The sequence below is a fragment of the Burkholderia sp. EMB26 genome (assembly GCF_024730645.1).
GTDB lineage: Bacteria > Pseudomonadota > Gammaproteobacteria > Burkholderiales > Burkholderiaceae > Burkholderia > Burkholderia cenocepacia.
Map to the genome: position 1 here is coordinate 2,905,514 of NZ_CP078070.1, position 24,799 is coordinate 2,930,312.

The following is a 24,799-nucleotide window of genomic DNA, read 5'->3' on the forward strand; positions in this document are numbered from 1 at the left end:
CGCGCGCATTTCGTGGTCCCCGCGCTCCGCGTCACGCGCGCGCGCCGCCGCACCGCCAGTACAATGACCGGCAATCCAGCCGTTCCCCACGAGGCCCGCCATGACCGACTCGATCAAAGCCCTGCTGAAGCCGCACGTCCGCGACATCGGCAACCTGCAGGTACGCCGCACGCTGCCCGCGCTCGCCGCACGCCTCGTCGGCCCGTTCATCTTCTTCGATCACATGGGGCCCGCGACGCTGCCTGCCGGCACGGGGCTCGACGTGCGCCCGCATCCGCACATCGGACTCGCGACGGTTACCTACCTGTTCGACGGCGCGATCCTGCACCGCGACAGCCTCGGCTCGCTGCAGGAAATCGTGCCCGGCGACGTGAACTGGATGACGGCCGGCCGCGGCATCGTCCACTCCGAGCGCACGCCGGACGCGCAACGCGCCAGCGGCCACACCGTGCACGGCATCCAGACCTGGGTCGCGCTGCCGCAGGCGCACGAGACGACCGAACCGTCGTTCGAGCACCATGCGGCCGACACGCTGCCCAAGCGCGACGCAGACGGCGTGGCGCTGACGGTGATCGCCGGCGACGCGTTCGGGCTGCATTCGCCCGTGACGACGTTCTCGCGCACGCTGTACGTCGCGGCCGAATTCGCGGCCGGCGGCCGGCTCGAACTCGATGCATCGCACGAGGAGCGCGCGGTCTACGTGGTCGACGGCGAGCTCGCGATCGACGGCACGCCGGTGCCGGCCGAACAGATGGCCGTACTCGTGCCGGGCGCGACGGTCACGCTGACGAGCGCCAGCGGCGCGCGCGCGATGCTGCTCGGCGGCGACCGGATCGACGGCGAACGCTACATCGAGTGGAATTTCGTCGCGAGCAGTCGCGAGGCGATCGAGCGGGCCAAAGCGGCCTGGACGCGCCAGGAAATGGGCAAGGTGCCCGGCGAGACCGAATGGATTCCGCTGCCCGAAGCGAAACCGCGTTGAAAAAGCCGCGCGCCGCCCCCATCCTGACGATATTCGAACGGAAGAGAACGCCATGGACACCACGCTTGCCACATTCGAGAAAGACGTCATCGAGGCGTCGCTGGACACGCCCGTGCTGGTCGACTTCTGGGTGCCGTGGTGCGGCCCCTGCAAGACGCTCGGCCCGCTGCTGGAAAAGCTCGAAGCCGATTACGCAGGCCGCTGGAAGCTCGTGAAGGTCAACGTCGACGAGAACCAGGAACTCGCCGCGCACTTCCAGACGCGCAGCATCCCGCACGTGATCGCGTTCGCCGACGGGCGCCCGGTCGACCAGTTCGTCGGCGTGCTGCCCGAAGGCCAGTTGCGCGCGTTCCTCGACCGGCTGCTGCCGGCCCCCGAGGAAGCCGAGCGCCGCGCCGCGCAGTATGCGATGGCCGAACAGCGCTTCGACGAGGCGCTCGCGCACCTCGAAGCGGCGCTCGCGCTGAACCCCGGCTACGACGACGCGCGCCTCGACCTGATCGAACTGCTGCTGGCGCGCAACGAAGTCGACGCCGCGCGTGCCGAGACCGAGCGCCTGTCGCCGCAAACCGTGCAGAACGGCGACCCGCGCTACCAAGCGATCAAGACCCGTTTCGACGCACTCGAAGCCACGGCCGACCTGCCGCCAACCGATGCGCTCGAAGCGCGCATCGCGGCAAACCCGGCCGATCTCGACGCACGCTTCGACCTTGCGCAGAGCCTGATCGCGCGGCGCGCGTACGAAGGCGCGCTGGAACAGTTGCTGGAAATCGTGATGCGCGATCGCACGTACGGCGATGATCTCGGCCGCCGCACGATGATCTCGGTGTTCGAGCTGGCCGGCGATCGCCCCGACCTCGTCGCCGGGTGGCGACGCAAGCTGAGCATGGCGCTCAACTGATGCACGACGCGCCGGGCCGCGCTGGCCCGGCCGACTTGCCGTATCGCTCGCGGCGCGTTACCCGCGCCGCGGCATCCGTCTTTCCTGCCCGCGCGTCGCGCGCTCAGCCGGCCGCCTGCGCCGCGATCGCACGCAGCGCATGCGCGGCCGCCGCGAACCCGAAGCTCGCCGTCACGCACACGCTCGAACCGAAGCCCGCACAGTTGAGCCCCGCGACGTGCGCGGCCGTGGACGGCTCGGCGCCGTCCTCGATGTCGCAGGCCGCCGCTTCCGGATAGATCAGCGGCTCGTCCGAATACACGGCGCTGACCTTGAAGCGCGCCTTCGGCCCGCGCGGAAAACCATGCTGCTTGCGCAACTGCGCACGCACCTTCGACAGCAGCGGATCCTGGATCGTCAGTGCGAGATCGTCGATGCGGATGCGCGTCGGGTCGAGCTGGCCGCCCGCGCCGCCGACCACGATCAACGGCTGCCGCTTCGCGACGCACCATGCGATCAGCGCGACCTTCGTGCGCACGCTGTCGATCGCGTCGATCACGTAGTCGAAGCCGCCGCCGAGCAGCGCGTCGAAGTTGTCGGGCTCGACGAAATCCTCGATCCGGTTCACGCGGCACGCGGGATCGATCAGCGCGATCCGCTCGGCCATCGCGTCGACCTTCGGCTTGCCGTAATTGCCGTCGAGCGCATGGATCTGCCGGTTCGTGTTGCTTTCCGCGACGTTGTCGAGATCGATCAGCGTCAGCGTGCCGATCGCGTTGCGCGCGAGCGCCTCGGCCACCCACGACCCGACGCCGCCGATCCCGATCACCGCGACGTGCGCCCGCTCGAACGCGGCGGCGGCCGGCGCGCCATACAGGCGCGCGACGCCGCCGAAACGCCGCGCGCGATCCACGTCAAGCTGGATTTCCGGTGTCGGGGTAAGATCAGAAGAACTGGGCGGGGCAGCGTCGGCGGAGGACATGGCAGCAAGGAAAACGTAAGTCGAGCAGCCCTCTATTTTGCCTGAACTCCCCGTCCGCACGCGCCACTGTGCACGCACGATTCTCGCGCGTTCGCTATACTGGCCCCAGATTGAAGCGTTTGCATAACATGACGACTCTCGCCGATCTCCGCATCAACTATTCACGTGCTTCGCTCGACGAAGCCGATGCCGCCCCCGACCCCTTCGCCCAGTTCGATCGCTGGTTCAAGGAGGCGCTCGCCGCCAAGCTGCCCGAGCCGAACACGATGACGCTCGCGACCGTCGGCGCCGACGGCCGGCCGTCGGCCCGGATCGTGCTCATCAAGGGCGTCGACGAACGCGGGTTCGTCTTCTTCACCAATTACGAAAGCCGCAAGGGGCACGATCTCGCCGTGCATCCGCAGGCCGCGCTGCTGTTCTACTGGATCGAGCTCGAGCGCCAGGTGCGCATCGAAGGCCGGATCGAGAAAACCAGCGCGGAAGAAAGCGACCGCTATTTCGCGTCGCGCCCGCTCGGCTCGCGCATCGGCGCGTGGGCGTCGGAGCAGAGCGCCGTGATCGACAGCCGCGCGACGCTCGAAGCGCGCGAGAAGGCCGTCAGCGAACGCTACGGCGACAACCCGCCGCGCCCGCCGCACTGGGGCGGCTACCGCCTCGTGCCCGACTCGATCGAGTTCTGGCAGGGGCGCCCGTCGCGGCTGCACGACCGCCTGCTCTACACGCGCGACGCCGCGGCGTCGCCGGGTTGGACGATCTCGCGCCTGTCGCCGTAAGCGCGGCGCCGGCGCACGCCGGTCGTGTCTCGTGTTGCATCCGGGTGCCCGCGCCGCAAGCGGCGGGCGCCGGTCAGGATACTTGGCTGTATTCGATTCAACGAACAAACGGAGAATCCAAATGTTCTGGGAAAAGAAGCTGGCACAGTGGGCGGATGAAGTACGGGCAAAAGCGAACATACCGGCGCGCCTCGTGCTGTGGAACGGCGATCAACTCGATTTCGGCACCTTCAGCGCACCGCAGGTCACGCTGAAGGTGAACAGCGCGTCGGCATTGCCGCTGCTGCTCGAACCGAGCCTCGACAATCTCGGCGAGGCGTACGTGAAAGGCAAGATCGACATCGAAGGCAAGCTGTCGGACATCATCAACATCGGCTACTCGCTCGCGCGCAGCACCGTGACCAGCGCAAGCAAGCTCGCCCGCGTGAAGCGCTACTTCAATCACACGAAGAGCACCGACAAGAAGGCGATCCAGTACCACTACGACGTCTCGAACGAGTTCTACCAGCTGTGGCTCGACGAGAACATGGTGTACTCGTGCGCGTACTTCGAGAACGGCGACGAGGATCTCGCCACCGCGCAGATCAAGAAGATCGACCACATCCTGACGAAGATCCAGCTGCAGCCCGGCCAGCGCCTGCTCGACATCGGCTGCGGCTGGGGCGCGCTCGTGCTGCGCGCCGCACAGAAGTTCGGCGCGACGTGTCTCGGCGTGACGCTGTCGCAGAACCAGTTCGACCTCGCGACCGCCCGCGTGAAGGCCGCGGGGCTCGAAGACAGGATCGAGATTCGTCTGCAGGATTATCGCGAGATCGAAGGCCAGTTCGACCGCATCACGAGCGTCGGGATGTTCGAGCACGTCGGCCGCAAGAACCTGCCGCTCTATTTCTCGCGCATCCGCGAGCTGCTGACCGACGACGGCATCGCGATGAATCACGGGATCACGTCGACCGACGCGGAAAGCGGCGAAACGGCGCTCGGCGGCGGCGAATTCATCGATCGCTACGTGTTTCCGGACGGCGAGCTGCCGCACATCAGCCTCGCGCTCGAAGCGGCGCAGCGCGGCGGACTCGAGGCGGTTGACGTCGAAAGCCTGCGCCGGCACTATGCGCGCACGCTCGATATCTGGACGGAAAATTTCGAAGCAAAAGCCGAAGAGGCGCGAAAGCTCGTCGACGACGAAAAATTCCGCATCTGGCGCGTGTATCTGGCCGGCTGCGCGTATGCGTTCGAGCACGACGACGTGTCGATCTTCCAGATCGTGTGCCGCAAGGCCGGACGCAGCGCGAAAACGCTGCCGTGGTCGCGGCGCTACATGTACGAACACGCGCTGCCGCGCTAGGCGGCGCCTTACGCTGGGCATGCATGGGTGACGGCAGGACGCGGCGCAAGGCGCCGCCGCAACGACAGCAGCACGACGACGCCAACGAGTCGCACGCCGACGGACAGTTCGACCTGTTCGGCGTGCCGACGGACGCCGCACGCGCGTCGCCCGCGCACGACGACAACGCCGATGAATCCGTGACGCCGGACGCACCGGACCACGCACGACCGCCCCCGCCCGCCCGTTCGACCTCCCGCCCCGCCGCCGACGACGACGCGCCTGCCCCGTCGTCCGGTTTGCTGTGGGACGAACCGCCCCCGCCGGCCGCCGCGCCGAAAAAAGGCCGCCGCAAGCGCGGCGTGCTGCCTGCGCCGATCCCGGCCGACGTGGCCGCCGCCGCGGCCGGCCTGCCGCCGAACGTGCGGCTCGGCACGTCGTCGTGGTATTTCCCCGGCTGGAACGGCATCGTCTACGACGGCGATTTCGCGCAGACGAAGCTGTCGCGCGAAGGGCTGCAAGCGTACGGCGCGCATCCGCTGCTGAGGAGCGTCAGCCTCGACCGCTCGTTCTACGGCCCGCTGTCGGTGGCCGACTACCTGCGCTACGCGCAGCAGGTGCCCGACGATTTCCGCTTCGTCGTGAAGGCGCCGGCCGCGGTGACCGACGCGGTGATCCGCGGCCGGCGCGGCGAGCCGTCCGGGCCGAACCCGACCTTCCTCGACGCACCGCTCGCGACCCGCGAATTCGTCCAGCCGTGCCTCGACGGGCTCGGCCGGAAAGCCGGCGTGCTCGTGTTCCAGTTCTCGCCGCTGCCCGATCAACTGCTCGCGGCGCCGGCCGCGCTGATCGACCGGCTCGCGGCGTTCTTCGCGGCGCTGCCGCCGCTGCCGCCGGATGCCGACGGCCCGCGTTACGCGATCGAGATCCGCGACGCGAGCCTGCTCACGCCGCGCTTCATCCGCGCACTGGCCGCGCTCGGCGTGCGCTACTGCGTCGGCCTGCACGCGCGGATGCCCGACCCGCTGCGCCAGGCCGCCGCGCTCGCACTGCTCGACGGCGACGCGCCGGGCCCGCTGATCGTGCGCTGGAGCCTGCACGGCGGGTTCAAGTACGAGCAGGCGAAAGCGAAATACGAGCCGTTCGACAAGCTCGTCGACGAGGATCCCGCCACCCGCTCGGCGCTCGCCGAACTGGCCGCGCGCTACGCACTGGCCGGGCAGCCGGTGATCATCACGATCAACAACAAGGCGGAAGGCTCCGCGCCGCTGTCGTGCATCGCGCTCGCGCGCGAAATCGCCGCCGCGTGCGCGCAGTGGCGCAACGAGGCGGCGTGATCGCGGCGTGCGCCGTCGACGCTCACGCGCCGCGCAGCGACTTCAGCCGGTGCGCGAACTTCTGCCGGAATTTCGCGAGCTTCGGCCCGATCACGACCGAGCAGTAGCCCTGCCCCGGATTGCGCGCGTAATAGTTCTGATGATAGTCCTCGGCCGGCCAGTAATTGCCGTCGAGCGGCACGACCTGCGTGACGATCGGCTGGCCGAACACCTGCTCGCGCTCGAGCTCGCGGATCACGTCGAGCGCGGTATCGCGCTGCGCATCCGAATGCGTGAACACGACCGACCGGTACTGCGTGCCGACGTCGTTGCCCTGCCGGTTCAGCGTGGTCGGATCGTGCGTCGCGAAGAAGATCTCGAGGATCTCGCGATAGCCGATGCGCGCCGGATCGAACGTCACGTTGACGACTTCCGCGTGGCCCGTGTCGCCTTCGCAGATGTCGCGATAGCCGGGATTGCGCGTATGGCCGCCCGCGTAACCCGACTGCACGGCCGTCACGCCGTCGACGTCGAGAAACACGGCCTCCGTGCACCAGAAACACCCGCCTCCGAGCGTCGCGGTTTCAAGCATCTCGTTCCCCATGAAATCAGTCCCTCGTGGATGACGGCAGCCGGCACGCCCGTGCCGGCGCCATCGTTTCGCGTCGCCGTTGCCCGCCCGCGAGGGGGAGGCAGCGGCACTTCGTCAAGTATCTCACTCGCGCGCGCAACTGGCAGATCGGACAGGGCGCCGCACGCGCCCCGCCGCGTGTTTCTCGTCTACACTTAGGCACGCGCAAGCGACGGCCAACCCGTCGCGCCCGCCCAGCGTCCGATGCATGCCCGACCCCGATGCCACCATCATCTGCCGGAACATCGATATGCACGCCTTAACAGACATCGCCTGCGTCGCGGGCCCGGTCGCCGCTCCGTCGATCGCACCATCGCAGTGGCACGTGCCGGTTTCGCGGAGCGCGCCGCGCGGCACCCCCTCGCCTTTTCCCGCTTTCACGACCTGATGCACGGCATCGCGCGCGTCGCCGACGCGCGCGGCCACCGCAGTCCGCACGTCCGCAACGAACGGCCGTGCGTCCACGATCCGACACCATCCGGAGGACATCACCATGAGCATGCGGCCCGACCCGACGTTTCACGCTTCGCCCGAACTTGCGATGCAGGCGCCGGCGGAGGAGTTTGCCTATACGTTGTTGCTGAGCCCCGATTTTTCCAGACCCGACGCGCTTGCCGTGATCGACGTGAAGCCCGGTTCGTCGACGTACGGCAAGATCGTGCACACGGTGACGATGCCGAACACCGGCGACGAGTTTCACCACTTCGGCTGGAATGCGTGCTCGTCGTCGCTGTCGCCGCTGACCGGCCATGCGTTCCTCGAGCGCCGCTTCCTGATCATTCCCGGCCTGCGCTCGTCGCGCATCTACGTGATCGACACGAAGCCGCATCCGACGCAGGCGCGCATCCACAAGATCATCGAGCCCGACGAAATCTTCGCGAAGACCGGCTATTCGCGGCCGCACACCGTGCATTGCGGACCCGAGGGCATCTACGTGAGCACGCTGGGCGGCGCGGGCAAGGACGGCACCGACGGCGCGCCTGGCATCTTCATCATGGATTGCGAGACCTTCGACGTGCTCGGCCGCTGGGAGATCGACCGCGGCCCGCAGGACAAGCATTACGACTTCTGGTGGAACCTGCCGCGCGACTACATGGTGTCGAGCGAATGGGCGCTGCCGCCGCAATTCGAGAACGGGATCGTCCCGGAGGATCTGCTCGCGAACAAGTACGGGCACCGGCTGCATTTCTGGGACCTGCGCGCGCGGCGCAACGTGCAGACGATCGATCTCGGCGCGCAGCACCAGATGGCGCTCGAGGTGCGGCCCGCGCACGACCCGGTGCGCGAATACGGATTCGTCGGCGTCGTGGTCGATACGACCAATCTCGAAGGCTCGATCTGGACCTGGTGGCGCGAAGGCGGCAAGTTCCATGCGAAGAAAACCGCGACGATCCCGGCCGAACCGGCCGCGGCCGACGAGCTGCCGCCGCTGCTGCAAGGATTCGGCGCGGTGCCGCCGCTCGTGACCGACATCGACCTGTCGCTCGACGATCGCTTCCTGTACGTGTCGTGCTGGGGCACCGGCGAGATGCGCCAGTATGACGTGTCGGACCCGCACCACCCGGTGCTCGCGGGGTCGGTGCGCATCGGCGGCATCGCGCGCCGTGCGCCGCACTCGAACGGCCGCACGTTCGCGGGCGGCCCGCAGATGGTCGAGATCAGTCGCGACGGCCGGCGCGTGTACTGGACCAACTCGCTCTATTCGACGTGGGACGACCAGTTCTATCCGGACGGCGTGCCGGCCGCGCAGGTGCTCGCGCACGCGGGGCCGGACGGCGGGCTGACGCTCGCCGACGACTACTGGGTCGAGTTCCCCGACGGCTACCGCGCGCACCAGATCCGGCTCGAAGGCGGCGACTGCTCGACCGACTCGTTCTGCTATCCGTCGGTCAAGCGTTGAGCACCGGCCTTCACGCGTCGTTCGCGCTGTGGGCGGCCGTGCTCGCGAGCGGCGTCTATCACGGACTCAACCCGGCGATGGGCTGGCCGCTCGCGGTGTCGAACGCGCTGATGACGCGCCGCGGCGGCGCGCTCGTCGCGGCGCTCGGCTATCTCGCGCTCGGTCATGCGCTGGCCGTTTTCGCGGTGATGCTGCCATTCGGGCTGCTCGCCGCGCTGCTCGCGTGGCAGTCGGCGATCCGGATCGGCGCGAGCGCGCTCGTGATCGGCTTCGGCGCGGTACTGCTGATCCGGCGCCGGCATCCGCGGGCGCTCGCACGGATTCCGCCGGCGCGGCTCGGCCTGTGGTCGTTCGCGGTCGCGCTCGCGCACGGCGCGGGGCTGATGCTCGTGCCGATCTACCTCGGCCTGTGCGGGCTCGACCGGGATGCCGGCCACCGCGCGGCGGCGCTGCTCGTCGATGCGCACCTCGGCATGGCGCTCGTCGTCGCCGCCGTGCATGCGGCCGCGATGATCGCCGCCGGCGGCGGGCTCGCGTGGCTCGTGTACCGTTATCTCGGGCTGAAGTTCGTGTCGCGGAGCTGGTTCAATCTGGATGCGGTGTGGGCGTCGAGCCTGATCGTGACGGGAGCGTTGTCGCTCGGGCTAGCGGCGGCGCGATAGCGCGGGCAGCGATGGCTCGCTGGCGCAGCGAGGTGCCGGGCGCAACGGCCGCACCGTTAAAAAACGTGACGGAACGGCGCTGCCGGCCGCGCGCCGCAGTGTTCGCTACGCCACCCTGCCGTCGCGATGCGCCGCCCGACCGGGTCCGGCGACTTCGATTCCGTTAAAATCGGGCCATGCGCACCCCTTTCCAATCGACCGCCTCGTCGTCTTTCGTCCGCCGCGCCCGTCACGCCCGTGCCGTGTCGCGCCCGCCCGTCCCGTTCCGGATGGCTGCCCGATGAGCCACGCCAATCCGCCGGATTTCGACTCGGCCGCCTTCCGGCAGGCGCTCGGCCAGTTCGCGACGGGCGTGACGGTGATCACGACGCGCGCGCCGTCCGGCCAGCTGATCGGCATCACCGCCAGTTCGTTCAATTCGGTGTCGCTCGATCCGCCGCTCGTGCTGTGGAGCCTCGCGCACAAATCGGCGTCGACGCCGGTGTTCCGCGGCAACAGCCATTACGTGGTGAACGTGCTCGCGGCGTCGCAGTTGGACCTGTGCAAGCGCTTCTCGACCTACAAGGGCGACCGCTTCGAAGGGATCGCGCATGCGGCCGGCAACTCGGGGATGCCCGTGCTCGACGGCGCGCTCGCATGGTTCGAATGCCACAACCGCAGCCGCTACGACGAAGGCGACCACGTGATCTTCGTCGGCGAAGTGGAACGCTGCGGCGTGCGCGCCGTAACGGAAACGGCGCCGCCGCTCGTGTTCCACGGCGGCGGCTTCCACGGCCTCACACCGCTTTGATCGCCCCCGTGCGCGCCAGCCCGACCGGCGCGCCGGCTTCGTCCTTCAGCGTCTGCAGCACGATGTTCGACCGGATGTCCATCACGCCCGGCGCCTTGTAGAGGCGGTTCAGCACGAAATCCGAATAGTGCTTGAGGTTGTGCGCGAGCACGCGCAGCAGATAGTGGCTCTCGCCCGTCACGACGAACGCGCCGACCACCTCCGGCCATTCGCGCAGCGCTTCCGCGAAGCGCTCGTGCCATTGATTCTCTTCGTTGCGCATCGACACCTGCACGAACGCCTCGAGCTCGAAGCCGAGCTTCTCGCGGCTCAGGCACGCGCGATAGTGCTCGATCACGCCCTGCTCCTCGAGCAGGCGCATGCGGCGCAGGCAGGCGGATGGCGAAAGCGAGATGCGTTCGGCCAGGTCGAGATTGCTGATTCTGCCCTCCTCCTGCAGTACCGCCAGAATCCGGCAGTCGGTGGCATCGAGCGTGATCGCGTGCATTTTTGGTCCCCGTTTTCCCTCTGAGTCGAATTATCTGCCAATCCGGCGGATTGTCCATGTTTATTTCGCAAGCACTTTCTGCGAGCGTCCACCTATCATTCGAAGGATCGACTCACGCTTCGTCATGCCATGGACACACTCTGGGACATCTCGCCGCCGGTCAGCCCCGCCACCCCCGTGTGGCCGGGCGATACGCCGGTTGCCGTCGAACGCGTATGGCGGATGGAGGCCGGCTCGCCGGTCAACGTCGCACGCCTGACGCTGTCGCCGCACACGGGCGCGCACTGCGACGCGCCGCTGCACTACGACGCCGACGGCGCGCCGATCGGCGCGGTGCCGCTCGACACCTATCTCGGCCCGTGCCGCGTGATTCATTGCATCGGCGCATCGCCGGTCGTGCGGCCGGCCGATGTGGAAGCCGCGCTCGACGGCGTACCGCCGCGCGTGCTGCTGCGCACGTATGCGCGCGCCGCGGTCGAGCAATGGGACAGCAATTTCTGCGCGGTCGCGCCCGACACCGTCGACCTGCTCGCCGCGCACGGCGTGAAGCTGATCGGCATCGATACGCCGTCGCTCGACCCGCAGGAATCGAAGACGATGGATGCGCATCGCCGCGTGCGCGCGCACCGGATGGCGATCCTCGAAGGCATCGTGCTCGACGACGTGCCGCCCGGCGACTACGAACTGATCGCACTGCCGCTGAAATTCGCGACACTCGACGCGAGCCCCGTGCGTGCGGTGCTGCGCGCGCTGCCCGCGCAGGCTTCCTGATTACCCGACCTACGACCTCACATCATGATGATCAAGACCCGTGAAGACGCGCTCGCGCTCGACCGCGACGACCCGCTGGCCCCGCTGCGCGACCAGTTCTCGCTGCCCGACGGCGTGATCTATCTCGACGGCAACTCGCTCGGCGCGCAGCCGCGTGCATCGGCCGCCCGCGCGCAGCAGGTGATCGGCGCCGAATGGGGCGAAGGCCTGATCCGCAGCTGGAACACGGCCGGCTGGTTCGCGCTGCCGCGCCGCCTCGGCGACAAGCTCGCGACGCTGATCGGCGGCGCGCCCGGCGAAACGGTCGTCACCGACACCATCTCGATCAACCTGTTCAAGCTGCTGTCGGCGATGCTGCGCCACCAGGCCGAGCGTGCGCCCGAGCGCCGGGTGATCGTGTCGGAGCGCTCGAACTTCCCGACCGACCTGTACATCGCGCAGGGGCTGATCGACCAGCTCGGCGGCGGCTACACGCTGCGCCTGATCGACGATCCGGCCGACCTGCCCGGCGCGCTCGGCGCGGACACGGCCGTCGCGATGATCACGCACGTGAACTACCGCACCGGCTACATGCACGACATGCCGGCCGTCACACAGCTGGTGCATGACGCCGGCGCGCTGATGCTGTGGGATCTCGCGCACTCGGCCGGCGCAGTGCCAGTCGACCTGAACGGCGCGCGCGCGGACGGTGCGGTCGGCTGCACGTACAAGTACCTGAACGGCGGCCCCGGCTCGCCCGCGTTCGTGTGGGTGCCGCAACGCCATCTCGCGCATTTCTCGCAGCCGCTGTCCGGCTGGTGGGGCCACCGCGCGCCGTTCGCGATGCAGCCGGGCTTCGCGCCCGATCCGGGCATCGCGCGCTTCCTGTGCGGCACGCAGCCGATCGTGTCGATGTCGATGGTCGAATGCGGGCTCGACGTGTTCCTGCAGACCGACATGGACGCGATCCGCCGCAAGTCGCTCGCGCTGACCGATGCCTTCATCGCGCTCGTCGAAGCGCGCTGCGCGGGCCTGTCGCTGAAGCTCGTCACGCCGCGTGCGCATCACCAGCGCGGCTCGCAGGCGAGCTTCGAGCATCCGCACGGCTACGAAGTGATGCAGGCGCTGATCGCGCGCGGCGTGATCGGCGACTACCGCGAGCCGTACGTGCTGCGCTTCGGCTTCACGCCGCTCTATACGCGCTTCGCCGACGTGTGGGATGCGGTCGAGACGCTGCGCGATATCCTCGCCACCGACGCGTGGAAGGCGCCCGAGTTCGCCGAACGCGGCGCGGTGACCTGACCGGTTCTGCGCGGCGCGCCGCCGTTGCATGCGGTGCGCGCGCCGCGCATTCATCATTCAAATCTGGAGAAAGTCGTGAATTCTGGTCATATGCAGCCCCCCGGCGGCGACGCGCCGGCAGGCTGCCCGTTCTCGGGCGCACGCGCCGCACAAACGGCGCAGGCCGCGCACGAAGCCCCGCACGTGCCGGGCGAGGCCGACGCTCAAGCCGGCTGGCACAACGCGCAGCTCGATTTCTCGAAGTCGATGAGCTATGGCGACTACCTGTCGCTGAATTCGATCCTCGACGCGCAGCATCCGCTGTCGCCCGATCACAACGAGATGCTGTTCATCATCCAGCATCAGACGAGCGAGCTGTGGATGAAGCTCGCGCTGTTCGAGCTGCGCGGCGCGCTCGATGCGGTGCGCACGGACGCGCTGCCGCCCGCGTTCAAGATGCTCGCGCGCGTGTCGCGCATCCTCGAGCAGCTGGTGCAGGCGTGGAACGTGCTGTCGACGATGACGCCGTCCGAGTATTCGGCGATGCGGCCGTATCTCGGCCAGTCGTCGGGCTTCCAGTCGTACCAGTATCGCCAGCTCGAATTCCTGCTCGGCAACAAGAACGCGCAGATGCTGCAGCCGCATGCGCACCGGCCCGACATCCTCGAACAGGTGCGCGCGACGCTCGAGGCGCCGTCGTTCTACGACGAGGTCGTGCGCCTGCTCGCGCGGCGCGGGTTCCCGATCGCGCCCGAGCGGCTCGAGCGCGACTGGACGCAGCCGATGCGGCACGACGAGACGGTCGAAGCCGCGTGGCTCGAGGTCTATCGTCATCCGCAGCAGCACTGGGAGCTGTACGAGATGGCCGAGGAACTGGTCGATCTCGAGGATGCGTTCCGTCAGTGGCGCTTCCGTCACGTGACGACGGTCGAACGCATCATCGGCTTCAAGCAGGGCACCGGCGGCACGAGCGGCGCGCCGTACCTGCGCAAGATGCTCGACGTCGTGCTGTTCCCCGAGCTCTGGCACGTGCGCACCACGCTGTAACGCACGTCACGCGCCCGCCGTCACGACGACGGGCGGGCGAGTTCCTCCCCTTCGCGCGGCGGCGCGGGCACGCGCGACAGCCGCGGAATGTGCCGCCGCACCGCGAGCAGCGCGACGCACACCACGCCCATCGCCACGGCCAGCATCGTCAGATACGCGCCCGCGCCGCCCGCCGTGATCACGATCGCGCCCGCGAATGCGCTGAGAATCGCGCCGAGCCGGCCGAACGCGAGCGCACTCGCGGTGCCTGTCGCACGCACGGCCGTCGGATAGATGTACGCGCACAGCGCATACATCGTCGACTGCACCGCGTTGACGAATAGCCCGTGCAGGCCGAGCCCGACGATCAGCCAACCCGTATGGCGGCTCGCATCGACACCCATCAGCCACACCGCGCTCGCCGCGCCGCCGATGCTGCACAGCGCGAGCGGCCAGCGCGAGCCCGCATGCGCGATCGCCCATGCGCACAGCAACGCGCCGATCACGCCGCCGAGGTTGTACGCGGTGAGCCCCGAGCCCGCGACCGACACGCTCAACCCGCTCGCCGCGAGCATCGTCGGCAGCCAGCTGAACGCCGCGTACACGGCGAGCAGGCACATGAAGAACGCGCACCACAGCGCGATCGTGTCGCGCGCCTGGCCGCTCGCGAACAGCGCGCCGAAGCCGCCGCGACTGCCCGGCGCGCGGGCGTCCTTCGTATCGGTGAACACGGTGCCCGGCGCGACCGGCCGCTGCATCCGCGCGAGCAGCGCGCCGAGTTCCGGCCAGCGTGCGGGGCGTCGCGCGAGATAGCGCGGCGACTCGGGCAACGCGCGCACCAGCACGAAGCCGAGCACGAGCGGCAACGCGCCGCCCGCGAAGAACAGCCCGCGCCAGCCGTAGCGCGGCAGCACCTCGTGCGCGAACAGGCCGGCCAGCATCCCGCCGAGCGGCACGCAGACGATCGTCGCGGTCACCATCATCGTGCGGCGCCGCGCGGGCGTGTATTCGGCGGTCATCGTCGTGGCCGTCGGCAACGCGCCGCCGATCCCGAGCCCGGCGCAAAAGCGCAGCATCGCGATCGTCGCGACGTCGGGCGCGAACCCGATCGCGCAGGTCGCGAGGCCGAACAGGAACACGCTGCCGATCACGGCCTGGCGGCGGCCGAAGCGGTCCGCGACGAGCCCCGCGCACGCGCTGCCGATGCCCATCCCGACCAGCCCCGCCGCGACGGCCGGCGCGAACGCGCCGCGCGTGATACCCCATTCGCGGATCAGCACGGGAATCGCGAAGCCGATCAGCTGGCCGTCGAACCCGTCGAGCACGATCGCGAGCGCGGCGAGCAGCACCACGCAGCGCTGCATCAGCGTGAACGGCCCGTCGTCGAGCGTCGTGCCGATGTCGATCGACGGCGGCCGCCGGCCATCCAGTGCGTCGTGCGTGCTCATGCGGCCTCCCGGGCGCCGCACGTCGGCGGCAACGTGCGCGAACGGCGCGCGGCAAGACAACGGCATTCGATGGTTTTCATGGCGTCTCCGGTTGTCCGGGCTGGCGCGCATGCGTGCCCGGATCTCGTGCTGTGCATCGACCGGCGCCCGTGCATCGGCGTCGGCGTCTTGTTCCACCCTTCACGACCCGGCGCCGTCGCCCCGCGGGCACGGCCTCCGTATCGTCATGCGGCGCGAGCCGGCCGCCGGCCTGTGGCTCAGTTCGTCCGTGCGTCGATCAACCGGACGAGCGCGAGCAGCGTCTCGGCATGCGGCACCGCGACGCCCGCTTCGCGCGCGGCCGCGACGACCTTGCCGCTGATCGCGTCGATTTCGGTGCGGCGGCCCGCGAGCACGTCCTGCAGCATCGACGGGCGATGGCCGCGATGGTCGCGGATCGCATGCTCGACGTTGCGTGCGACGCGCTCGCCGTCGACCGCAATGCCCTTCGCGCGCGCGACGGCGGCCGTCTCGGCCGCGATCGCCAGCGCGAGCCGCGGCCCGTCCTGATGATGGCCGAGCTGATCGACGGTGCAACCCGTCGTCGCGCACAGCGTGTTGAGCGCCGCGTTGAACGCGACCTTCTCCCAGATCGCGGCCCACACGTCGGCATCGAGCGTGCAGGCGAGCCCCGCGCGCGACAGCGTGTCGGCCACGGCCGTCGCGAACGGGCGTGCCGCGCCGTCGGCCGTCATCATGCGGATCGTGCCGGCGCCGTGCGAGCGCACGTGCGCGGGCCCGGCCGCATCGGCCGGCCACGTCGTCACGCCGACCAGGATGCGCTCGAGCGGCACGAACGCATTCAGCGTCTCGACGTTGCCGAGCCCGTTCTGCAACGTCAGCACGAACGTGTCCGGCGTCAGCAGCGCGCGCACGCCGTCGAGCGCGGCGCGCGTGTGCAGCGATTTGGTGAAAACGATCAGCAGATCGAACGGTGTGTCGGGCGCGGCGGCCGCGGCCGCATTCGCGGCGTCCGGCCGCACGGCCTGCAGCGTGCGAATGCGCCGCTCGCCGCGGTCGTCGTCGATGCGCAGCCCGTCGCGACGGATCGCATCGAGATGCGCATCGTTCACGTCGATCAGCGTGACGGCTTCGCCGCTTTCGGCCAGCCGCGCGCCGAACAGCGAGCCCATCGCGCCGGCGCCCAGAATTGCAATTCTCATCGTCGGCGGCCTCGTCAGAACGGATAGTGGCGCGGCGCCGTCTGCACGGTGATCCAGCGCAGGTCGGTGAACGCGGCGATGCCTGCCTTGCCGCCGAAGTGGCCGAAACCGCTGTCCTTCACGCCGCCGAACGGCATCTGCGCCTCGTCGTGCACGGTCGGGCCGTTCACGTGACAGATGCCCGATTCGATGCGCGCCGCGACGCGCAGCGCCCGCGCGACGTCGCGGCTGAACACGGCCGACGCCAGCCCGAACGCGTTGTCGTTCGCGCAACGGATCGCGGCCTCCTCGCCGTCGACGCGCACGATGCCCTTCACCGGGCCGAACGATTCTTCCGCGTAGATGCGCATCGCCGGCGTCACATGGTCGAGCAGCGTCGCCGGGAACAGCGTGGTGTCGGCCTTGCCGCCGCACAGCAGCGTCGCGCCGTGCGCGAGCGCATCGTCGATCAGCGCGTTGCAGCGCTCGACCGCCTTCGTGTCGATCAGCGAACCGAGCACGACGGGCCCGTTGCGCGGATCGCCGAGCGGCAGCGACGCGGCCTTGTCGGCGAGCTTCGCGACGAACGCATCGGCGATCGCCGCGTCGACGACGATGCGCTCGGTCGACATGCAGATCTGCCCGGAATTCGCGAATGCGCCGAATGCGGCCGCGGCGACCGCCGCGTCGAGATCGGCATCGTCGAGCACGACGAACGGCGCCTTGCCGCCGAGTTCCAGCACCGACGGCTTCAGGTGACGCGCGCACGCTTGCGCGACGAGCCGCCCGACCCGCGTCGAGCCGGTGAAATTCACGCGGCGCACGGCCGGATGCGCGATCAGCGCATCGACGACGGCGCCCGCATCGTCGGGCGCGTTCGTCACGAAGTTGACGACGCCCGGCGGCAGTCCGGCCTCCTGCAGCGCCTCGACGATCAGCCCGTGCGTGACGGGACACAGCTCCGAGCCCTTCAGCACGACCGTGTTGCCGCACGCGAGCGGCAGCGCGAGCGCGCGCGTCGCGAGGATCACCGGCGCGTTCCACGGCGCGATGCCGAGCACGACGCCGGCCGGTTGCCGCACGCCCATCGCGAGCGAGCCCGGCACGTCGGACGGAATCAGCTCGCCGCCGACCTGCGTGGTGAGCGACGCGGCCTCGACGAGCCCGCTCGCCGCGAGGTGAACGTTGAAGCCGGCCCACAGCGCGGACGCCCCCGTCTCGGCCGCCATCGCCGCAACGAACTGGTCGTGCTTCGCTTCGAGCGCGGCGGCCGCCTTCAGCAGCAAGGCGCGCCGCGCGCCGGGCCCGAGCGCGGCCCAGTCGGGAAATGCACGGGCAGCCGCATCGGCCGCCGCGCGCGCATCGTCGACGGTGCATGCGGGCGCTTCGGACGCGACTTGGCCGTCGAGCGGGTTGCGGCGCACGAAGGTCGCGCCGCCGGACGAGTGGCGGCGTTCGCCGCCGATCAGCATCGCTACGGTTTGCATGGCATCTCCGGAAGGACGCGCGCGGCGCGTCACGCAATCTCGACTTCGACGACGACCGGCGTCGCGGCACGCAGCGCGTCGGTCAGCGTGTCGCGCAGCTTCGCCGCTTCGGCGACGCGCACGCCGCGGCAGCCCATCCCTTGCGCGAGCGCGACGAAATCCAGGTCGGGCAGCTCGGTGCCCTGCACCGGGTCGCCCGGACCAAAGCCGAACACGGGCGCGAAATCCTGCAGCGCCGCGTAACGCCGGTTGTTCAGGATCACGAACGTGATCGGCAGTTTCAGCTGCGCGGCGCTCCACAACGCCTGGATCGAATACAGGCTCGAGCCGTCGCCGATCAGCCCGATCACGCGCCGGCCCGGCTGCGCGAGCGCGACGCCGACCGCGGCCGGCATCCCGTAGCCGAGCCCGCCGCTGTCCATCGTGTAGAACGTGCCGCTGCGCGTGAACGGCAGATGCTCCTGCATCACCGGCCGCGCGCTCGGCGCCTCCTCGACGACGATGTCGGACGCGTCGCGCACGTCGGCGAGCGTCTGCAGCGCGAACGCGACCGACATGCGCTCGCCGGCGGCGGGCGCGTCGACGCGTACCCGCGGCGCGCGCGCCGCGGGCATCGGCCGCTCGGGCGGCGCCGGTCGCGCGAGCAGGTCGCGCGCGGCGAGCCGCAAATTGCCGACGACCGCATCGCCCGACGGCGTCCACGCGGCGACGCCCGGATCGTCGACGAGCTGCACGAGCGTCGCGCCCGGCGGCAGGTGCGGGCCGAAGCCTTCGATGTGATAGGTGAACGCGGGCGCGCCGAACGCGAACACGAGATCGTGCCCGTCGAGCCGCGCGACGATCTTCTCGCGAATCGCGGGCAGGAAGCCGGCGAACAGCGGATGGTCTTCCGGAAAGCTGCAGCGCCCCGACATCGGCGCGACGTACACGCGCGCCCGGTGCCGCTCGGCGAGGCGCACGACGTCGTCCCATGCTCCCGCGCGATCGACTGCCGCGCCGACCACGAACGCCGGGCGCCGCGCGGCGTCGAGCGCGTCGCCGAGCCGCGCGAGCGCGTCGGGATCGGGCCGCACGATGCTGCTGACGTCGCGCCGCGGCAGCCGTTCGGCCGGCTGGTCCCAGTCGTCGACCGGGATCGACACGAACACGGGGCCGCGCGGCTCCTGCATCGCGATGCGGTACGCGCGCGCGATCGCGGCCGGCACGTCCTGCGCCCGCGCCGGCTCGATGCTCCATTTCACGTACGGCTTCGGCAGCTCGGCGGCCTGCGTCGCGCCGAGGAACGGATCGAACGGCAGAATCGCGCGCGCCTGCTGGCCCGCGGTGACGATCAGCGGCGTGCGGTTCTTGAACGCGGTAAACAGATTGCCCATCGCGTTGCCGACACCCGCCGCCGAATGCAGGTTGACGACCGCCGCATTGCCGGTGGCCTGTGCATGGCCGTCGGCCATCCCGACCACGACGGCTTCGTGCAGGCCGAGCACGTAGCGGAAATCGTCGGGGAAGTCGCGGAACATCGGCAGCTCGGTCGAACCGGGATTGCCGAACACGCGGTCGATGCCGAACTGCCGGAGCAGGTCGACGACCGCGTCGCGGACGGTGATCGATGCGGAAAGGGGCGGATGGCCGGACATGCTCGGGTGTCTCCTCGATGACTGGGCGGTTTCCACAGTATCGAAGTGCAAGCCATTCTCGGATACTGTATTTTCTGCAAAAAGCCATTACGATCCGGCATGACTTTCGATCTCCGACAATTACGCGCGTTCACGACGATCGTCGCGTCCGGCAGCCTCGGCCGCGCGGCCGACGCGCTGCACGTCACGCAGCCGGCGTTGAGCCGGATCCTGAAGCGGCTGGAGGAACAGGTCGGCGCGCCGCTGTTCGAGCGCCATTCGAAGGGCGTGCAGCTCACCGCGTTCGGCGAGGCGCTGCTGCCGCATGCGACGCTGCTGCAGCACGAGGCCGAGCATGCGCGCGAGGAGCTCGACGCGATGCGCGGGTTCGCGAAGGGCACGATCAAGGTCGGCGCGGTGGGCAGCATCGCGAGCCTCGTGCTGCCGATCGCGGTCGGCCGCGTGCTCGACCGCTGGCCGAACCTGCGCGTCGAGATCATCGAAGGCGTGTGGGACCGGCTCGCGGAAGGGCTGATCAAGCACGAGATCGACCTCGCGCTGTCCGCGCACGGGCCCGATACCGACGAGATCGTCGCGATTCCCGAGTGCCGCTGGGAAGACCGGAGCCATATCGTTGCGGCGCCGCACCATCCGCTGCGCGCGCTCGGCCGCCCGCCGACGCTCGCCGATACGCTGCACGCGCGCTGGGCGATTCCGCCGCGCGGCACCGCGCCGTTCGACCACATGCGCGCGACCTTCGACGCGCACGGGCTGCCGCTGCCCGACATCGCGGTCGAGACGCGCTCGGTCACGACGCTCAAAAGCCTGGTCGCGCACGCCGGTTTCCTGAGCTGGATGGCCGAGCCGATGGTCGGCGCCGAGCAGCGCGCCGGCACGATCGACACGCTGCCCGTGCGCGAAGTGGTCGCGGTGCGTACGCTCACCGCGTTCCGGCGCCGCCACGGCATCCTGCCGGGGCCGGCCGGCAAGCTGCTCGACGAACTCGTCGCGCTCACGCGCGAAGGACGCTGACGTTCGTTTCCTGCCGGCTCCGCGTCCGCCCTGCCCGCGCGCCGCCGCAGCGCACCATCGAAATGCCGCGTCCCCGCCTTGACTTTCGTTCGCCCGAATACGATCATTCGCTCACATAAAGAGCAAATGATCGTATTCGACAGGACAGACAGGCAGGAAAAGGAGACACCGGATGAGCGAATCGCCCTCCGCCCACGCGCCCGTGCTGCTGCACATCGGCGCCGGCTCGTTTCACCGCGCGCATCAGGCGTGGTATCTGCACCGCGTGAACGCCGCCGTGCCGGCCGACGAGCGCTGGTCGCTGACCGTCGGCAACATCCGCGACGACATGCGCGCGACGATGGACGCGCTCGCCGCGCAGCACGGCGCGTACACGCTCGAAACCGTCACCCCGCAGGGCGAGCGCGCGTACGAGACGATCCGCGCGATCACGCGCGTGCTGCCGTGGTCGATCGACCTTGCCGCACTGATCGACGCCGGCGCCGATCCGGCCTGCCGGATCGTGTCGTTCACCGTCACCGAAGGCGGCTACTACCTCGACGAACACAACCGGCTCGACGTCGCCAATGCCGATCTCGCCGCCGACCTGCAGGGCGCGCGCACGACGCTGTACGGCGCGCTCGCGGCGCTGCTCGCCGAACGCGTGAAGCGCGGCGCGGGCCCGCTCACGCTGCAAAGCTGCGACAACCTGCGCAACAACGGCGCTCGCTTTCGCGCCGGCATGCGCGAATTCCTCGAACGGCGCGGCGAAGGCGGCCTGCTCGCGTGGTTCGATGCGCACGTCGCGACGCCCAGCGCGATGGTCGACCGCATCACGCCGCGCCCGACCGCCGACGTGCGCGAGCGCGTCCTCGCGGCCACCGGCGTCGACGATGCGTGCCCGGTGATGGGCGAATCGTTCATCCAGTGGGTGATCGAGGACCGTTTCGCGGCCGGCCGGCCACGCTGGGAGCTGGCCGGCGCCGAACTCGTCGACGACGTGCATCCGTACGAGGAAGCGAAGATCCGCATCCTCAACGCGACGCACAGCTGCATCGCATGGGCCGGCACGCTCGCGGGCCATACCTACATCCACGAAGGCACGCACGACCCGGCGATCCGCCGCTTCGCGCACGACTACGTGACGCAGGACGTGATCCCGTGCCTCACGCCGAGCCCGCTCGATCTCGCGCGCTACCGCGACGTCGTGCTGGAGCGCTTCGGCAATCCGTACGTGCTCGACACGAACCAGCGCGTCGCGGCCGACGGTTTCTCGAAGATCCCCGGTTTCATCGCGCCGACGCTCGTCGAATCGTTCGCGCGCGGCGCGGCACCCATTGCCACCGCCGTGCTGCCCGCACTGTTCCTGCGCTTTCTCGAACGCTGGGCGCGCGGCACGCTGCCGTATGCGTACCAGGACGGCGTGATGGACGACAGCAGCGCCCGCGCGATCGTCGGGGCCTCAGACCCCGTTGTCGCGCTCGGCGCGAACCGCGCGCTGTGGGGCTCGCTCGCCGGCAACGCGGCGCTGTTCGACGCGCTGCGCGCCGGGCTCGCGCGCGTCGACGCATGGCTCGCCGCACGCTGATGACCCGCGCGCGGCGCCCGGCCGCGCCACCGGGCGAACCCGCTTGGCACATGCCGTGCGGCACGGCTAAAGTAGCGGCTCCTCTCTGACGGAACGGATCGCTCATGTATCTCGGCATCGACCTCGGCACCTCGGAAGTGAAGGTGCTGCTGCTCGCCCCGGACGGCGCGGTCGTCGGCACCGCCGGCTCGCCGTTCAGCGTGTCGCGACCGCATCCGCGCTGGGCCGAACAGCATCCGGACGACTGGTGGCGAGGCACGCTCGCCGCGCTCGCCGCGCTGCGCGAACGGCACCCGCAGGCGTTCGCGCAGGTACGCGGCATCGGCCTGTCGGGCCAGATGCACGGCGCCGTGCTGCTCGGCCGCGACGATCGCGTGCTGCGCCCCGCGATCCTGTGGAACGACATGCGCAGCGCCGACGAATGCGCGCTGCTCACCGAACGCGCGCCCGATCTCCACGCACTGGCCGGCAACCTCGCGATGCCCGGCTTCACCGCGCCGAAACTGCTGTGGGTCGCGAAGCACGAGCCCGACGTGTTCGCGGCGACCGCGTGCGTGCTGATGCCGAAGGACTACCTGCGATTCCGGCTGACCGGCGCGAAAGTGTCCGATCCGTCGGACGCGGCCGGCACGCTGTGGCTCGACGTCGCGCGCCGCGACTGGTCCGATGCGCTGCTCGACGCGTGCCGGATGACGCGCGGGCAGATGCCGCGCATCGTCGAAGGCAACGCGCCGTCCGGCACGTTGCGCGCGGACGTCGCGCGCGAACTGGGGTTGTCCGAGGCCGTCGTGGTCGCGGGCGGCGGCGGCGACAACGCGACGAGCGCGCTCGGCATCGGCGCGATCCACGCGGGCGACGGCTTCGTGTCGCTCGGCACGTCCGGCGTGCTGAGCGTGGTCGGCGACCGCTTCATGCCGAACCCCGCGTCGGCCGTGCATGCGTTCTGTCATGCGATTCCCGACCGCTGGCAACTGATGAGCGTCGTGCTGTCGGCCGCGAGTTGCCTGCGCTGGGTCTGCAAGCTGACCGGCACCGACGAGCCCGCGCTGCTCGCCGAAGTCGAGGCGCTCGACGCCGACGCACTCGCGGCGGCGCCGCTGTTCCTGCCCTACCTGTCGGGCGAGCGCACGCCGCACAACGATCCGTACGCGCAAGGCGCGTTCTTCGGCATGACGCACGCAACCGACCGCGCGCACCTCGGCTACGCGGTGCTCGAAGGCGTGACGCTCGGCCTCGCCGACGGTCTCGACGCGCTGCACGCGGCCGGCGTCGAGACCGACCAGTTGTCGCTGATCGGCGGCGGCGCCCGCAGCGCGTTCTGGGCGCAACTGATCGCGGACGCGCTGAACGTGCGCACGCGTCAGCACGGCGGCGGCGAAACCGGCGCGGCGCTCGGCGCGGCACGGCTCGGCTGGCTGGCCGTCGGCGGCGATCCGCATACGGTGCTGACCAAGCCGCCGGTACGCGCCGAATACGCGCCGGACGCCGCCCGCCATGCGCGGCTGCGCGAACGCCTCGACGCGTTCCGCACGCTGTACCGCCACGTCCGGCCGCTGTACGAACCGTCGCGCGCACGACTCGCGTAGGCGCCGCGCTCGCGCGACCGGCCGCCGGCCGCGCGCGCGACATGCGGTACAGTGGATGCCGTCATGCGGCCCGCCGGCCGGTCCGCGGGGCGGCCCCCAGATCCGAACCGAATCGCTATCGTGTCCAAGTCCTCAGAAAAACTCGATCTCGCCACGCGCGCCGCGTGGCTCTATTACGTCGCGGGCGACACGCAGAACGAAATCGCCGAAAAGCTGCAGGTGTCGCGCCCCGTCGCACAGCGCCTCGTCGCGTTCGCGGTCGAGAAGAACCTGATCCGCGTGCGCGTCGACCATCGGCTCGCCGACTGCCTCGATCTCGGCGCGCAACTGTCGAAACGCTACGGCCTCGCGATGTGCGAAGTCGTGCCGGTCGACGCCGATGCGCCCGACGCGATCGACCGCAAGCTCGCGGTCGCCGGCGCGCAGGTGATGGAGCGCTACCTGAACGAAACGCGGCCGATGGTGATCGCGGTCAGCAGCGGCCGGACGCTGAAGGCCGCGGTCGCGCAGATCGCGCAAATCGACCGCCCGCAGCACCGGCTCGTATCGATGGTCGGCGCGATCGCGGCCGACGGCTCGTCGAACCGCTACGACGTCGCGCAGTACATCTCCGAGAAAACCGGCAGCAAGCACTTCCTGCTGCCTGCGCCGCTGTTCGCGGACAGCGACGCCGAACGCGCGCAGTGGTGCAATCACCGGCTGTACCGGATCGTCGAGGCGCTGTCGGGCAAGGCCGACGTCGCGTTCGTCGGGATCGGCAACATCGGCCCGCACTGCCCGCTCTACGAAGACGGCTTCATCACCGAACAGGAGCGCGACGAGATGACCGCGCTCGGCGCGGTGGCCGAACTGCTCGGCGTGCCGATCGACGCGCAGGGCACGCAGATCACCGTGTCGACCAGCGCGCGCGTGACGAGCGTCGCGCTCGCGACGCCGCCGAAGCTGCCGACGATCGCGTTCGCCGGCGGCCCGAAGAAACACGACGCGGTGATTGCCGCGCTGCGCGGCGGCTGGCTGTCGGGGCTCGTCACCGACGAAACCTGCGCGCGCGCCGCGCTCGCCGCGAAGGCGGCCTGACGCCGACGTCGCCATCGCGCACGCCGG

23 protein-coding genes are annotated in these 24,799 nt (G+C 69.9%); 15 read left to right on the top strand and 8 right to left on the bottom strand.

Annotated features, from left to right (window positions below; translation table 11 throughout):
• Positions 1-100: 100 nt before the first annotated feature.
• Both KU887_RS13710 and trxA read left to right on the top strand, forming a co-directional pair.
• A complete protein-coding gene (locus tag KU887_RS13710; RefSeq protein WP_006482482.1) occupies positions 101-982 on the top strand; it encodes a pirin family protein in 882 nt (293 codons plus the stop codon).
• 52 nt (positions 983-1,034) lie between these two features.
• Positions 1,035-1,883: a thioredoxin gene (gene trxA / locus KU887_RS13715; RefSeq protein ID WP_258250428.1), complete on the top strand. Its 849-nt coding sequence runs from the start codon at positions 1,035-1,037 to the stop codon at positions 1,881-1,883.
• Between the two features lie 103 nt (positions 1,884-1,986).
• Here trxA and tcdA read toward each other — a convergent pair whose 3' ends face one another.
• Positions 1,987-2,844 carry a tRNA cyclic N6-threonylcarbamoyladenosine(37) synthase TcdA gene (tcdA, locus tag KU887_RS13720; RefSeq protein WP_059721407.1) on the bottom strand — a complete coding sequence of 286 codons (858 nt, stop codon included), beginning with the start codon at positions 2,842-2,844 and terminating at the stop codon, positions 1,987-1,989.
• 128 nt (positions 2,845-2,972) lie between these two features.
• Between tcdA and pdxH the strand changes: the two genes are divergently transcribed.
• The 3 genes from pdxH to KU887_RS13735 all read left to right on the top strand — a co-directional run bounded on the left by pdxH (position 2,973) and on the right by KU887_RS13735 (position 6,275).
• Positions 2,973-3,617 (top strand): pyridoxamine 5'-phosphate oxidase, encoded by a 645-nt coding sequence (gene pdxH, locus KU887_RS13725; RefSeq protein ID WP_006482475.1) that lies wholly within the window; start codon positions 2,973-2,975, stop codon positions 3,615-3,617.
• A gap of 121 nt (positions 3,618-3,738) precedes the next feature.
• The gene (locus tag KU887_RS13730) at positions 3,739-4,959 is read left to right on the top strand and encodes a cyclopropane-fatty-acyl-phospholipid synthase family protein (RefSeq protein WP_006482480.1); all 1,221 of its coding nucleotides are present in this window, start codon (positions 3,739-3,741) and stop codon (positions 4,957-4,959) included.
• A 23-nt stretch (positions 4,960-4,982) separates the two neighbouring features.
• Positions 4,983-6,275: a DUF72 domain-containing protein gene (locus KU887_RS13735; protein WP_258250429.1), complete on the top strand. Its 1,293-nt coding sequence runs from the start codon at positions 4,983-4,985 to the stop codon at positions 6,273-6,275.
• Between the two features lie 22 nt (positions 6,276-6,297).
• On the opposite strand, the gene msrA is transcribed toward KU887_RS13735, so the two are convergent.
• On the bottom strand, positions 6,298-6,858 hold the full coding sequence (gene msrA, locus KU887_RS13740) for a peptide-methionine (S)-S-oxide reductase MsrA (protein WP_006482471.1): 561 nt from the start codon (positions 6,856-6,858) through the stop codon (positions 6,298-6,300).
• Positions 6,859-6,969: 111 nt separating this feature from the next.
• Positions 6,970-7,386, bottom strand: a complete 417-nt coding sequence (locus KU887_RS13745) for a hypothetical protein (RefSeq protein WP_226245078.1) — start codon at positions 7,384-7,386, stop codon at positions 6,970-6,972.
• Here KU887_RS13745 and KU887_RS13750 point away from each other — a divergent pair.
• The 3 genes from KU887_RS13750 to KU887_RS13760 all read left to right on the top strand — a co-directional run bounded on the left by KU887_RS13750 (position 7,379) and on the right by KU887_RS13760 (position 10,237).
• Complete coding sequence (locus KU887_RS13750) at positions 7,379-8,785, top strand: selenium-binding protein SBP56-related protein (protein WP_006482492.1); 1,407 nt, start codon at positions 7,379-7,381, stop codon at positions 8,783-8,785. The genes KU887_RS13745 and KU887_RS13750 overlap by 8 nt on opposite strands.
• A complete protein-coding gene (locus KU887_RS13755; RefSeq protein ID WP_006482477.1) occupies positions 8,782-9,447 on the top strand; it encodes a hypothetical protein in 666 nt (221 codons plus the stop codon). The genes KU887_RS13750 and KU887_RS13755 overlap by 4 nt, the downstream gene beginning before the upstream one ends.
• Before the next feature lie 280 nt (positions 9,448-9,727).
• Entirely contained in the window at positions 9,728-10,237 is a 510-nt protein-coding gene (locus KU887_RS13760) for a flavin reductase family protein (protein WP_006482487.1), read from the top strand.
• On the opposite strand, the gene KU887_RS13765 is transcribed toward KU887_RS13760, so the two are convergent.
• Entirely contained in the window at positions 10,224-10,724 is a 501-nt protein-coding gene (locus tag KU887_RS13765; protein WP_006477992.1) for an Lrp/AsnC family transcriptional regulator, read from the bottom strand. The two genes, KU887_RS13760 and KU887_RS13765, sit on opposite strands and share 14 nt — an antisense overlap.
• A gap of 129 nt (positions 10,725-10,853) precedes the next feature.
• Here KU887_RS13765 and kynB point away from each other — a divergent pair, with 129 nt between their 5' ends.
• The 3 genes from kynB to kynA all read left to right on the top strand — a co-directional run bounded on the left by kynB (position 10,854) and on the right by kynA (position 13,802).
• Complete coding sequence (kynB, locus tag KU887_RS13770; RefSeq protein ID WP_060210750.1) at positions 10,854-11,495, top strand: arylformamidase; 642 nt, start codon at positions 10,854-10,856, stop codon at positions 11,493-11,495.
• 27 nt (positions 11,496-11,522) lie between these two features.
• A complete protein-coding gene (gene kynU, locus KU887_RS13775; protein WP_012492839.1) occupies positions 11,523-12,776 on the top strand; it encodes a kynureninase in 1,254 nt (417 codons plus the stop codon).
• 90 nt (positions 12,777-12,866) lie between these two features.
• Entirely contained in the window at positions 12,867-13,802 is a 936-nt protein-coding gene (gene kynA / locus KU887_RS13780; protein ID WP_060210748.1) for a tryptophan 2,3-dioxygenase, read from the top strand.
• Positions 13,803-13,822: 20 nt separating this feature from the next.
• Here the strand turns inward: kynA and KU887_RS13785 are convergent, their stop codons facing one another.
• The 4 genes from KU887_RS13785 to mdlC form a co-directional block, all read right to left on the bottom strand.
• The gene (locus KU887_RS13785; RefSeq protein WP_034201905.1) at positions 13,823-15,229 is read right to left on the bottom strand and encodes an MFS transporter; all 1,407 of its coding nucleotides are present in this window, start codon (positions 15,227-15,229) and stop codon (positions 13,823-13,825) included.
• A gap of 257 nt (positions 15,230-15,486) precedes the next feature.
• Positions 15,487-16,431: a ketopantoate reductase family protein gene (locus tag KU887_RS13790; protein WP_006482478.1), complete on the bottom strand. Its 945-nt coding sequence runs from the start codon at positions 16,429-16,431 to the stop codon at positions 15,487-15,489.
• Between the two features lie 14 nt (positions 16,432-16,445).
• Complete coding sequence (locus KU887_RS13795) at positions 16,446-17,897, bottom strand: aldehyde dehydrogenase (protein ID WP_034201421.1); 1,452 nt, start codon at positions 17,895-17,897, stop codon at positions 16,446-16,448.
• 29 nt (positions 17,898-17,926) lie between these two features.
• Positions 17,927-19,531 (bottom strand): benzoylformate decarboxylase, encoded by a 1,605-nt coding sequence (gene mdlC / locus KU887_RS13800; RefSeq protein ID WP_060264804.1) that lies wholly within the window; start codon positions 19,529-19,531, stop codon positions 17,927-17,929.
• Positions 19,532-19,630: 99 nt separating this feature from the next.
• On the opposite strand from mdlC, the gene KU887_RS13805 reads away from it, so the two are divergent.
• From KU887_RS13805 to KU887_RS13820, 4 genes are all read left to right on the top strand, one after another.
• Complete coding sequence (locus tag KU887_RS13805) at positions 19,631-20,542, top strand: LysR family transcriptional regulator (RefSeq protein WP_006485519.1); 912 nt, start codon at positions 19,631-19,633, stop codon at positions 20,540-20,542.
• 172 nt (positions 20,543-20,714) lie between these two features.
• Positions 20,715-22,109: a D-arabinitol 4-dehydrogenase gene (dalD, locus tag KU887_RS13810; RefSeq protein ID WP_060264806.1), complete on the top strand. Its 1,395-nt coding sequence runs from the start codon at positions 20,715-20,717 to the stop codon at positions 22,107-22,109.
• Between the two features lie 104 nt (positions 22,110-22,213).
• Positions 22,214-23,695: a xylulokinase gene (gene xylB / locus KU887_RS13815; protein WP_006485856.1), complete on the top strand. Its 1,482-nt coding sequence runs from the start codon at positions 22,214-22,216 to the stop codon at positions 23,693-23,695.
• 63 nt (positions 23,696-23,758) lie between these two features.
• Positions 23,759-24,772 (top strand): sugar-binding transcriptional regulator, encoded by a 1,014-nt coding sequence (locus tag KU887_RS13820; protein WP_077019627.1) that lies wholly within the window; start codon positions 23,759-23,761, stop codon positions 24,770-24,772.
• The last annotated feature ends 27 nt before the right edge of the window (positions 24,773-24,799 follow it).